This is a genomic window from Falsiroseomonas sp. (genome assembly GCF_041690465.1).
In the GTDB taxonomy this organism is placed as follows: Bacteria; Pseudomonadota; Alphaproteobacteria; order Acetobacterales; family Acetobacteraceae; genus Falsiroseomonas.
The window spans coordinates 99,021-110,264 of record NZ_JAWLHG010000003.1; the positions used below are offsets into that span (position 1 = coordinate 99,021).

Annotated in this window: 14 protein-coding genes; 4 read left to right on the forward strand and 10 right to left on the reverse strand. The window is 73.4% G+C overall.

Features of this window, described 5'->3' with window-relative positions:
- Positions 1-98: 98 nt before the first annotated feature.
- Positions 99-899 (forward strand): hypothetical protein, encoded by an 801-nt coding sequence (locus ACESM1_RS04340; RefSeq protein WP_372618062.1) that lies wholly within the window; start codon positions 99-101, stop codon positions 897-899.
- A complete protein-coding gene (locus tag ACESM1_RS04345) occupies positions 896-1,276 on the forward strand; it encodes a hypothetical protein (RefSeq protein WP_372618063.1) in 381 nt (126 codons plus the stop codon). Before ACESM1_RS04340 ends, ACESM1_RS04345 begins: the two co-directional genes overlap by 4 nt.
- A 7-nt stretch (positions 1,277-1,283) precedes the next feature.
- Here ACESM1_RS04345 and ACESM1_RS04350 read toward each other — a convergent pair whose 3' ends face one another.
- The 4 genes from ACESM1_RS04350 to ACESM1_RS04365 form a co-directional block, all read right to left on the reverse strand.
- Entirely contained in the window at positions 1,284-2,279 is a 996-nt protein-coding gene (locus ACESM1_RS04350; RefSeq protein ID WP_372618065.1) for a hypothetical protein, read from the reverse strand.
- Positions 2,276-2,692: a DUF6524 family protein gene (locus ACESM1_RS04355; protein ID WP_372618067.1), complete on the reverse strand. Its 417-nt coding sequence runs from the start codon at positions 2,690-2,692 to the stop codon at positions 2,276-2,278. The genes ACESM1_RS04350 and ACESM1_RS04355 overlap by 4 nt, the downstream gene beginning before the upstream one ends.
- 102 nt (positions 2,693-2,794) lie before the next feature.
- Positions 2,795-3,562, reverse strand: a complete 768-nt coding sequence (locus tag ACESM1_RS04360; RefSeq protein ID WP_372618069.1) for a hypothetical protein — start codon at positions 3,560-3,562, stop codon at positions 2,795-2,797.
- Positions 3,559-4,503 (reverse strand): hypothetical protein, encoded by a 945-nt coding sequence (locus ACESM1_RS04365; protein ID WP_372618071.1) that lies wholly within the window; start codon positions 4,501-4,503, stop codon positions 3,559-3,561. The genes ACESM1_RS04360 and ACESM1_RS04365 overlap by 4 nt, the downstream gene beginning before the upstream one ends.
- 105 nt (positions 4,504-4,608) lie before the next feature.
- On the opposite strand from ACESM1_RS04365, the gene ACESM1_RS04370 reads away from it, so the two are divergent.
- On the forward strand, positions 4,609-5,208 hold the full coding sequence (locus ACESM1_RS04370) for a hypothetical protein (RefSeq protein ID WP_372618073.1): 600 nt from the start codon (positions 4,609-4,611) through the stop codon (positions 5,206-5,208).
- A gap of 122 nt (positions 5,209-5,330) precedes the next feature.
- Here the strand turns inward: ACESM1_RS04370 and ACESM1_RS04375 are convergent, their stop codons facing one another.
- From ACESM1_RS04375 to ACESM1_RS04400, 6 genes are all read right to left on the reverse strand, one after another.
- Positions 5,331-6,125, reverse strand: coding sequence for a DUF4239 domain-containing protein (locus ACESM1_RS04375; RefSeq protein WP_372618075.1), 795 nt, complete (start codon positions 6,123-6,125; stop codon positions 5,331-5,333).
- A gap of 83 nt (positions 6,126-6,208) precedes the next feature.
- A complete protein-coding gene (locus ACESM1_RS04380) occupies positions 6,209-6,517 on the reverse strand; it encodes a hypothetical protein (protein WP_372618077.1) in 309 nt (102 codons plus the stop codon).
- A gap of 22 nt (positions 6,518-6,539) precedes the next feature.
- Entirely contained in the window at positions 6,540-6,974 is a 435-nt protein-coding gene (locus ACESM1_RS04385) for a hypothetical protein (RefSeq protein ID WP_372618079.1), read from the reverse strand.
- 57 nt (positions 6,975-7,031) lie between these two features.
- A complete protein-coding gene (locus ACESM1_RS04390) occupies positions 7,032-7,760 on the reverse strand; it encodes a hypothetical protein (protein WP_372618080.1) in 729 nt (242 codons plus the stop codon).
- Between the two features lie 36 nt (positions 7,761-7,796).
- A complete protein-coding gene (locus ACESM1_RS04395) occupies positions 7,797-8,861 on the reverse strand; it encodes a PstS family phosphate ABC transporter substrate-binding protein (RefSeq protein ID WP_372618082.1) in 1,065 nt (354 codons plus the stop codon).
- A 47-nt stretch (positions 8,862-8,908) separates the two neighbouring features.
- Positions 8,909-9,739 carry a hypothetical protein gene (locus ACESM1_RS04400; RefSeq protein WP_372618084.1) on the reverse strand — a complete coding sequence of 277 codons (831 nt, stop codon included), beginning with the start codon at positions 9,737-9,739 and terminating at the stop codon, positions 8,909-8,911.
- Between the two features lie 484 nt (positions 9,740-10,223).
- On the opposite strand from ACESM1_RS04400, the gene ACESM1_RS04405 reads away from it, so the two are divergent.
- Positions 10,224-11,147, forward strand: coding sequence for a LysR family transcriptional regulator (locus tag ACESM1_RS04405; protein WP_372618086.1), 924 nt, complete (start codon positions 10,224-10,226; stop codon positions 11,145-11,147).
- The last annotated feature ends 97 nt before the right edge of the window (positions 11,148-11,244 follow it).

The window sequence follows — 11,244 nt, forward strand, 5'->3', positions numbered from 1 at the left end:
CGGCGCCAGCGTCCGGCGGCCCTGCGGCGCTAACGTCCTGGTGAAGACCGGCATGGCAGGGTGCCGGTGCCGAGATCCAAGCCTGCAGGATGCCTGTGTTGCCCTTCCTCTACCACCTGCCGTCGAGCCTGATCTATGCGCTCTTCATGGGGCTCGCCGCCGGCGCCGCGGCGCTTGCCTGCCTGATCTTCGCGCCGCTGGTGCGCGCGCCGCAGACCAAGGAGATGCTCGACGTCGCCATGCGCACCACCGGCGCGGTGACGGCGGCACTGACACTGACCCTCGCCTTCTGCGCGGTGCAGGCACGCAGCCAGATGGCCGATGCGCAGCGTCAGGTGCAGGCCGAGGCCGCGGAGATCGGGGGGCTGTTCCGCCTGGCCGAGCGGATGGGCCCCACCGGACAGGTTCTCCTGCCCGTGCTCGGCCGCTACCTGCACAGCGTCTCGACCGAGGAGTTCACGACCATGGCCGCCTCCGGCCGCCACCCGGCCACGCAGCGCGCCGCGGAGGCGCTGGAGCATGCGGTCTACGCCGCCGCGGCGACGCTGTCCGACCGCGTTGCAGCCGACCTGCTGGACGAGGCCGACCAGGTGGAAGCCGCGCGCGAGGCCCGGCTGCATGCGGCGACGGCGGGGCTGCCGGCGCAGTTCTGGACGCTGATCCTGGTGCTGGCGGTGCTGATGGTGGCGACGGGCCCGCTCTATCCGGCGCGCGCCCATGTCGTCGCCATGCTGGCGGTGCAGGCGGCCGGGCTCGGCGCGCTGGTCGGCTTCGTCTTCCTGATGGACCAGCCCTTCCGCGGCAGCATCGCCGTTTCCACCGAGCCCTACCAGGCGGTCGAGCGCAGCATCGCGCACCGCGCGGCGGCGCTGCACCCGGCCCGCCACGTCAGCCATTGAACGCCGGGGCCGCTCCGCAGGCCGCGATCGCCACCCTGCACGGCATTGGCGGTCACCTCGTGCTGCATGCCGACCGCATCACGATCCACCGGCACGGCGCCTGGTTCACCGCGGTCAACCTGCTGTCGCACCTCGAACGCGAGATGGAGACCACGATCCTGCTCCGCCGCCTGGTCGCGGTGCATGTGGTGCGCTCGCTGCTGCTGGTGCAGTTCCTGCGCTTCACCTATCCCGGCGCGCCAACCGAGACCGGCCACTACCTGCGCGACGCCTTCGCCGAGAACGCCTTCATGCTGAGCCTGGTGGACAGCCGGCCGCTGCTGGCGATGAAGGCGCGCATCATCGCGGCGGCACGCGCGGCCGGCGCAGGGGCGTAGCTGCCGATCATCCCCGCGCCATGCGCCGGAACCAGGCGGTCGAGCGCAGCAACCCGTCGCGGCGCGGCGACAGCCCTTCCTCCTCGAGTAGCGCGGCGACGCGCCGCTCTGCCTCTCCCTGGCTGGCGTGGCGGCCGCTGAGGTTGCGGTAGAGCGCCGCCGCCCGCGCCGCGTCCTCACGCGCGACCCGCCCGCGGGCGTCCGCCGCCGAGCGCAGGAAGACTCGCGCTTCCCGCGCGACGGCGCCACCGCCGGCCACGCCGCGGCGCCTGCCTTCCGCCTCCAGCATCGCGCGCGCCTCCGCGGCGCCGAGACCGTAGCGGGTGACGCCTTCGGTCAGCAGCGCCAGCTCTGCCTCGGCGTTGGGCAGCCCGCCCCCGGCGCGCAGCCGCACGAGTTCGGCGAAGCCCGCCGGATCCGGCTCGATGGGCGCGGGACGCGGCGGGGCTATCCAGGCACCACCCCCGGCCGCGCGCGCGACCAGGCCGCCGGCCGGGTCCTCCACCGCCTCCGCCCGCAGCCCGGGCGCCGGCGCGCAGGCGGCGCAGGGCAGGATGCGCACGGAGCCGTCGAGCTCCATCAGCTTGACCTCGACGCTCATGTCGGGATGCCGCGCGCGCACCGCCTCCGCCGCGCGGGTCAGCACGGCATGGTGCTGGCGCAGCTCCTCGGCCGGATCGTCGGACAGCCGCCGCCCGGCCCAGAGATGCATGGCGCCGCAGTCCCGGTGATTGATGAAGACCACCTTGCGCACGCCATGCAGCTGGCGCGAGGCTGCGAGATTCTCCCACAATGCAGCGTTCCAGGCGGGCCGCCCCTCATCCACCGCGGCCAGCGCCGCGCCGGCGATGCGCATCTCGCTATAGCGCCCGGCCCGGCCGAGCGCGGTCATCAGGTAGGTCACGTCGTCGGTCAGCCGCGGGTCGATGCAGCTGACGACGAATGCATCCGCCTTGCGCGGCGTCGGCTCTGCCGGGGTGCCCATGCCCTGTGTCGCGCTCACTTCGAGACCTCCTCCGTATGGCTGATGCCGCCCAGCCGGTGATGCAGGTGCGAGTAGCAGAGCCCGGCCGTGAACAGGCCGGCGAGGCCGATCAGCGCCCAGAGCAGCAGCGTCTGGCCGGCGAGCAGCGAAGCTCCGGTCAGGTGCAGCAGCGTCATGCCGGCCCCGAGGTTGAACAGCGCCACCAGCACGATGCCGCGCCGGCCGAGCACGCCCACCGTGGTGCGCCACAGCACCACGCAGATCGCCGCCAGCAGGGCGCCGGTCGCGAGCTTCAGCCAGAACCACCCGAAGCCGCCGAGCACCCAGTGCAGGAAGGAGGTGCCCGAGGGGTTGTAGATGGCGAAGACGATGAAGAGGCTGAACAGCGCGCGTGCCACGACGCCGCGCCAGTCGAAGCGCTGCTCGCTCATCGCGCCGTGCCGCGCGTGGGGGTCATCGCGCGGTACCGCGCGTGGGGGGTCATCGCGCGGTACCGCGCGTGGGGGGTCATCGCGCGGTGCCGCGCGTGGGAGTCATCGCGGCGATTCCTGCGCCCGCGCAATGGCGAGGGCCGCCAGCTGGGTCGCGGCCGCATCGGCCGCGATCCGCCGGGCGAGCCCGCCCCGCCAGGCGGCGAGCGCCTCCGCCGTCGGCCCCGACAGCGTCGCCAGCCGCGCCTCCGCGGCCGCCGCCCGGCCAGCGGCCAGCTCGGCCGCCGCGTCACGCAGCGCGGCGAGCGCCGGCGTCCCCGCCGCGCCCATCGTGGCGCCGAGCCGCATCGTGCCGGCAACGCGCCGCGCCAGCCAGCCGGCATCCGATGCGAAGCCGAGCTCGGCCAGCACCGCCGCTTCGGCGGCCGGCCCGAAGCTCGCCACGAGATCGCGGATCGTTGGCGCGCCCTCCGCCGCGGCGGCAGCGAGCGTCATCAGCAGCCGCGTCGCCTCGGCATCCCCCGAGGCCAGTGCGATGGCGACCGCGAAGGCGCGTGGGAAGGGCGCGGCGCGCTGGAGCTGCGGCATCAGCAGCTCGATCGCGACCAGTTGCCGTGCGGAGTCCGGCGCGAGCGGCGCTTCGGGCCGTGGCATCTCGGCCCAGGGCGGCGTCGCAGCATGCGCAGCGGTGGTGACAGGCGGCGCCGTGCCGGCCAGCGCGACCACCAGCGCCAGCGCGGAGAGCAGGCAGGACAGCGCGGCCAGGGGCAGCGCGAGCCGCCCCTTCCATCCGCGCTGCGCATTCAGCGGCGGCGGCTCTGGCGGCGGCGGGGGCGGCGGGGTTTCCTCGGGCGAGGGGAGGTCGGTCATCTGCAGTCTCCTTCCGTCGCGAGCGCCTCGATCCTTGCTGCCAGGGCGGTGGCCGCGGCCGCTGCCGATCCCGCCGCCAGCCGCCGTTCGGCGCGCGCGATGGCCTCGAGCGCCTGGGCCTCGAAGGCGGCGCGGTTCAGCGAGGCATCCAGCCGGTTGATCAGCCAGTCGATCGCCCAGGAGGTGCCGACGCCGCCCGCGATGCCGACCGCGCTGCCGGGCAGGCCAGCCATGGCGAAGCCGAAGGCGCCGCCCGCCGCGATGAAGGACCCGGCCTCGCTCGCCCGCACCAGCACCGCGCCGAGCCGCGCGGCGAGCGGGCGCATCGAGCGCACGAAGACCGTGCCTGCTTCGGTGCCTTCCTCGGCAATCAGGGCCAAGGGGTCGGTCGGCGCGCTGGCGGCGAGGTCGGGTGTGACGGCCCGCGCCGCCGCCGCCAGGTCGAGCCGATGGGTCGGGCGCGCCTCGGCAGGCGCCGGTGGCAGGCGCGCGAGCCGCGCCGCGCTGGCCGCGAGCGCGGCGGCCCAGGCGGCGTCGAGCGCCGCGCCGACATGGGCGAGGTCGGCGGCGATGACGCGATCGCCGAGAGCCGGATCCAGCACGCGGCTGCGGAACTCCTCGCGCATCGGCGCCGCCATCTCCTCGGCCAGGCGGGCGCCGAGCGGGACCTCCGGCTCCGTCACCGACTGCGCCAGCCCCGCCACTGCGCGCGCCAGGATGCGGTAGGAGGTGACGTAGCTCTGCACCCACCCATAGGCCCAGTCGCCGAAGCCCGGCACGCCCTCGCGCGCCGGGGCGAGCCGCATCGCCGCGGCATCCGCCAGCAGCCGGGTCGCCAAGCCGCCGAGTTCCGCCGCCTCCGCCGCGAGCGCCGCGCGTTCGGCGGCCTGGGTGCCCTCGGGTGCGGCGCGCAGCACGCAGCCGCCGGAGGGCGCGACCACGGCCAGCGTCTCCGCCCGCGCGCCCGCACCGAGAAGCAGCGCCAGCGCGACGACGACGCCGCGCCATGAACGTCGCGTTAACGCCGCACGTCCTATCCGGCGACCATGGCATCCGGCCTTCTCGAACTGCTTCTGGACGGCTTCGCGATGCTGGCGGCACTGCTGCTGGCGGTCGCGCTGCTGCGCCTTGGCCTCGCCGCCCATGACATGGCGGCGCCGCGCGATGCCGAGGCGGTGCCGCTGCTGCGGCTGCTTGCGCTCGGCACCGGCACCGTGGCGGGCGCCGGGCTGCTGGCCGCAGCGCCGGATCCCTCGATCTTCCACCCCGCCCGCATCTTCGCGGCCGAAGGTCCCTGGGCGATCGGTCTCGGGGAACTGCTCGGCCAGCATGCGCTGCCGCGCGCCGAGGCGCTGCAGGCCCTGCCCGCAGCCCTCTTTGCCCTGCAGGGCACCGCAACGGCGGCGGCCTGGATCGCCCTGGCGGGGCTCGCCTGCGGCGGCGTACTCGCTCGTCGGCTGTGGCGGGGCAGGACACGGCTGCGCGCCTTCGCGGCCTTCCTGCTGCTGGTCCTGCTTTCGATGGTGCAACTGCACTACACCGCGCATCTGCTGGCCTGGCTGGCGGCGCAGCTCGGCTTCTGGCTCTTCGCGCTGGCGCTTTTGCTGTTCCAGCGCTGGCGCTACGCGCGGTGCGCCGCTCACTGATGCCGAGCGCACCGGATCCTCACCTGCGGCGGGCGTCGCGACGCAGGCATGCCTTCGGCACGACGCCGGCGCTCGAGGCATGACGTGCGTCGGCACGTCAGTGACGGGGGATGAGACCGCCATCAGCGCAGGTCCATCATCGAGAGGAAGGGCGCCGGGGTAAGCATCGGCGGCTCGCCGACATAGGGGAAGGCGAGCTTGATCGCGACCAGCAGAACCGTGCCGACGATCACCGCGATCACCGCCGCCATCGCGTAGTGCATCGCCGCGCTGGCGCCGCCGAAGAACCACTGGAAGGCGATCGCCGAGACCGAGACGGTCATCACCAGCACCCAGATCAGCCCCGACAGCGTGCGCGAGCCGACCGACAGCCGCGCGATCCGCGCCTCCGCCACCTGGCCCAGCCAGTCGGCGGTCTTCTGCTGCAGCACCTGCTGCGCCGTGCGCTCGCCCTCGGGGTCGAGGAAGGCGCGGGTCAGCCTCTGGAAGGCGGCGTCGGACCCGCTGGAGGGCGTGCCGGCCTGCATCGCCGGCCAATCCTGCGACACCACCGCGGCGGCGTAGTCGCGGATCGCGCCGCGCATCTCGGCACGTACCGGTGCAAACCGCTCGCCGTCATAGGTGTCGACGGCGAGCGCCAGCATGTAGAGGCCCGAGGCCTCCTTCTGCAGCGTGTCGCGCGCGGTCTGGTAGATGTCCCAGGCGCCAACCAGCGTCAGCGCCGCCACCGCCGCGTAGATTTCGACGACGAAGCCGTACTTGACCGCGCCGACCACCGCATTGGCCTGGAACTCGGCCGGCGTGAACAGCGCGTACATGACTTGGCCGAGCAGCAGCGCCAGCAGCACAGGCGCCGCGACGGTCAGCAGGATGCCGAGCCAGGCCGGCAGGGTGGCGAGCCCGTGGGGCAGCAACAAGTCCAAGGCCGGGATCCTCCGCGGCGCTTCGAGGGGCGGTCGACGTGCCGGCGCGCTGCGTTCTGCGCGGCCGGCGCGCCGGCTCAGTCGGTCTCGTCGGGGCGCTCGGTCCAGTACCAATGGCCGATGGTCAGCCCCGCCGCCGCGCCGACCAGCGCGGCCACCGCGCCGCCATTGATGAGCGCGGAGCCCGCCATGGCGCCGACGAACATCCCGGCCCCGAGGGCCGCGGCATGGCCGGCGGTGATCCCGGGCAACGCCGCCTCGACCGCATTGGGCGCAGCGGTGGGCGCCATCGCGGGAGCAGCGGGCGGCGGCGCGGCGGCCGGCGACTGCGCCGCTGCCGGCAGCGCCAGCACCAGCAGGGCGAGCAGAACGAGAATGCGTGTCATGGGAAGCCTCCTCGGGGGTGGGTCATGCCTCGATCGCGCGGTACCAACGGCGGGAACGGAGCACCCAGCCCGCCGGGCGCGGCTTCAGGTCGAGTTCCTCCATCAGCCGCTTCACGCGCCGCTTCGCCTCCGCCTCGGTGATGCCGCCGCCGGCGCGGGCGCGGTAGAAGGCCACCGCGCGGCCGAAGTCGCCCTGCGCGACGCGGGCACGCCGGTCGGCGAAGGTCTTGAGCAGTTCGCGCGACGCTGCGCCGAGTTCGCCCTCGAGCGCGATCGCGTCCTCCTGCGCCGCGCCGCGGAGCATGCCGCTCGCTTCCTCGAGCGTCAGGCCGTAGCGGGTGAGCCCTTCCTCGAGCAGCTTGCGTTCCTGCTCGCGATCAAGGAAGCGGCGGCCCTGCATCTGCAGCTTCACCAGCTCGGCAAAGCGGCTGCGGGCCGTCTGGTCGGTGGCGGTCATCGGGCATCCTGCCTGTTGCGCTGCGCGCCCTGCTGGCGCGGCGGATGTTGAAGGGGATCAGTGGCCGATCGTCGCCGGCACCAGCGGCGGCGCTTCCGGCGCCGGCAGCTCCAGCAGCTGCCGCCCGTTGCCCGTGCCCGCCTGCCGCTGGGCCATGGACGTGACGCGCTGGTTCAGCCGATCGATGGCCCGCAGGATGCGGCTCGCCTCGATGCCGAGCGGCGCGTCGCTCGGCGTGAGCTGGAACTTCACTCGCGGCAGCGGGAAGAGATCCACCTCGACCTTGTCCACCGCGAAGTGCCCGAGCTCACCGGCATCCATCACGCCGCGCACGATGGTCCGCTGCATTGCGGCGAGCGGGCCGGGATTGCGCAGGGCGTGGCGCTCCAGCATGCGCTCCACGTATTCGCGGTCGGCTTCCGTCAGCTCGCGCGCCTGGCCGAAGGTCAGGGAGAGACTCGGCAGCAGGCTGACGGAGGATTCGATCTCCTTCAGCTTGTAGCCGGCGATGTCCATCAGCCAGGCGAAGTCGTCGCGCGCCTGCTGCTGGTGCTGCAGCGCCACGTGTCCGCGCGTGAGGGATCCCGTGCCGAAGCCGAAGCCGAAGGCGTCCATCACCCCGCTCCAGAGCCGCTCCGCGCGTGCCATCACGCTGTCGTCGGAGGGCAGGTCCTGCAGCGGCGCCGGGATGACGGAGTGTGGCTGGCTGCCGGCAGGCAGGCTCTGCGCGCCGGCCGCGAGCGGCGCGGCCAGCAGGATGGCGAGGGCGATGGCCTTGGCGTTCATCGGTGCGGGCTCCGTTGGCGGGTTGCGGCGGGCGGTTCAGCGCGACATCACGGTGGAATGCTCGGCGATGCGGCGCTGCGCGGCGCGGTCGGCCGGCATCAGCGGCAGGAGCCCGGCGGCCGTCAGGTAGCCGCCCGGACCGCCGGCCTGCTCGCCCGTGGCTTCCAGCAGGAACTCGCGGATGCCGCGCACCACGCCCACCCCGTCCTGGCTGCGGCTGTGCTGCCGCTTGGCGTAGAGGTAGAAGGTGCGCACCGGGCCGTAGTCGAGCGAGCCGATGGTCGCCGCCGTGGGCGGCGTGCCGTCGAGTGCCAGCGCCACCAGGTTGCCGCCGCTGGAAACCAGCTGGTCGTAGCTCATCGCCGCAATCGTGCCCGGCGGTGCGGAGAGCAGCGCCGCCACGACGTGGTCGCTCGGCACCGCGATGAGGCGGCCATCGATGCGCGAATTGACGCATTTGCCGCGCCGATAGGCCGCTTCGAAGAGCAGCCTGATCTCCTTCACGTAGCGGCAGCCGGATTCCATCACGAGGTCGTCGAACAGCGCGCGCGTGCCGGCGCCATGGTCCGGCACGATCACCCGGATCTCGCTGCGCGGCAGGCCGGGCGCGATGTCGGACCAGAAGCGCGTTGTGTTGGGGACGAACTCCTCGTCCACCGGGCGCTCCGCGGCGACCGCCTCCCAGACCTGGCGCGAGCTGAGCGCGGGCATCGCCTCGCCGCGCCGCGTGACGAGCACCACGGCGCCCAGGCCGATCTGCACCTCGACGATGTCGCGCACGCCGTTGGCGCTGCAGTTCTCCACCATGGCGCGCGGCATGCGACGGGTGACGATCGCGAGGTCCGGCGTCTGCGGGCCGATGCCGGTGCAGAACCGCTCGAGCGCGGCGGCCGAGCCGACGGCCTCGGTCGCCGGCGGCACCACGCCAGCGAAGCGTTCGGTGAAGTTGCGTGTCAGCAGCTGCGTCAGGCCCGCCGAGGAGGCGGAGCTGACCACGACCAGGCGGTCGCGCAGCGTCATCGCGGTCTGCGCAGCGGCGTCGGCGGCGACGCCGGCCAGCGCAAGGCCGCCGGCGGCCAGGGCGAGGACGAGTTGACGCAAGGAAGCCTCCTTTCTGGATGCCGGCGGGCGGAGCCGCAGCGGATTCGTCATGCCGGCTGCCCCGGCGCGAGCAAGGCGCGAAGCAGCGTTTCGTGGATGGCCTGCTCGACAGCGAGTCGCGCGGAGGCCTGCGCAAGCCAGCCGGCAAGCAGCGGCTGAAGTGCGGCATCGAGCGCCGAGGCATCGGCGACGGCCGCAGCGAGGTTGCCGCGGCGCAGTTGCTGCGCAACGCCGGCGATCGCCTGTTCCTGGTTCGAGGGCGAGGGCGGGGCGGCCAGCCCGATTCCGGCGGCGGTGCTGCGCACGGCCGCCAGCGTCCGGCCGAACACGTCCTCGTCGCGCGGCGCGCGCGCCAGCAGTTGCGGCATCAGCGCCGCGTAGCGCTCGCGCAACTCGGCGTTCGTCGGCAGGCCGCGCGCGGCGTGGCTCAGCAGCATCTCGGCGAGCGGCGCGGGCAGCGCGCCGGGCGGGGCGAGGCTGGCGAGCGCCTGGTATTCGCGCAGCCACGGCCGTGGCGTGGCGACGGCCGCCTGCAGCAGCAGCGCCGCGGCGATGAAGCGATCACCCCGCGGCCCGCGCAGCGTCTCCGCCTGCTCGATCCGGCGGACGAGGGCCTCGGCGCGCTCCGTCGCCGCAGCGGCCTCGGCGAGCGCGGCCTCCATCGCGCCGATCGGCGGCGCAATCGCGCCGGCCTGCGCGCCGGCCTGCCCGGCACGCAGGCCGCCACCCAGGAGCGGCCCGGCTGCGGCGAGGCCGCAGGTGAAGCCGAGCGCGGGCAGCGCGAGGCGCCGCATTGCGGCACGAGAGCGCGCGTGCCAGCCACCGGCCGCCCAGGGCGTGCTGTGGGGCGCGGTGTCTTCGTGCGAAGTCACGGTCATGCTGACACGGTCATTCTGTCCGAGGCGTCCGGTGCGGTCCCGGCAAGCGCCCGGGCAACTGGCTGGTAGCAGGCGTTCCGTTGCGGGACCCTTAATCGCGCGCCTCGCGGCAGAAGCGTCAGTGACGTGTCGCCGGGCGCCGTGCGGCGTGCCGCATGCGGAGCGCGACGCAATGACAGCGCTCCCCTCGGGCGTGGATCTTTGCGACGGCGCCGGTCTGGGCGACGTCCCCGGTCGTGGGGACAATGGCGGAAGGCGATGTGTGGACGAGCAGTCTTCCGCCGCCGTCACCCACGACCAGCAGATCAAGACGCCTGGGTTTCCGTGCGTTGAACATGCGCCCTCAAACCGCTGCGCAGGAGCGCAGGGCAGCACGCATCCCCAAGGCGGCGTCTGGCCGGAGTAGCTTGATGGCGCGCAGCGTCTTGCCTCGGCGGGGCGGTTCCGACAGCCTTTCCGGCGCGGCCCTGGCCGGGGAGGATAGATGCCGCTCGACCTGCGGAAGATCCGTTACTTCGTCGCCGTCTACGAGGAAGGCAGCCTGAGCCGGGCCGCCGCGCGCGAGAAGGTGGTGCAACCCGCCCTTTCCGTGCAGCTCCGCCAGCTTGAGGCCGAGCTGTCTGTGCGGCTATTCGACCGCTCTGCCCAGGGTGTGCAGCCAACTCCGGCCGGACATCATCTCTACACGCTCTCCTCCGGCATCCTGCGCGACCTCGAGGGGATGCGGCGAGAGATGCTGGATTTCGGTGGCACCATCGCCGGCACGATCCGCGTGGGCCTGATGCCATCGATCTGCCGCGGCCCGATCGCCGGCCTGCTCGATGGCTATCTCGATGCCTACCCGCGGGTGGAGGTGAAGATACTGGAGGCCTATAGCGGGACGCTCGCGCGGCTGGTGATCGATGGTGAGCTCGACCTCGCCGTCTGCAACCGGCCCGCTCCGCAGACCAGCCTCAAGCTGCGGCTGCTGCTGCGCGATCGTATCGTGCTCGCTTCCGGCCCGGCGAGCCGCGGCCTGCGGCCGGGTGAGCCCTGCCGGCTGGCAGATCTGACCGATCTCAAGCTGATCCTGCCTTCAGGCCAGCATTCGCTGCGCCGGGTGCTGGATAGGCATGTGAAGTCTGGTCAGATCGCGCCCGCGCGGGTGATGGAGGTGGACGGGCTTGGCGCCACGCTGCGCCTGGTCGAAGCGACGGGTTGGGCAACGCTGCTGCCGAGCATCGCCGTGGCAGAGGAGGCCCGCGCGGGCCGCTTTCTTCTGAATCCCGTGGCGGAGCCGTCCAACCTGACATCCGACATCTATGCCCTGCACGTGCCGGAGCGGCCGCCCTCCCTGGCCGCACAGCGGTTCATCGAGGTGGTGGAGCAGGAACTGCTCCGCACGGCCGGCAGTCTCGCGGGGGTATAGCGCAGCACTATAGCCCGTATAGGGCGATAGCATTTGCGCTGCAGACCCGGAGGCGCGCAGAGTTCCTTCAGCAAGAGTTCCGGCAGCACCGCCGGGC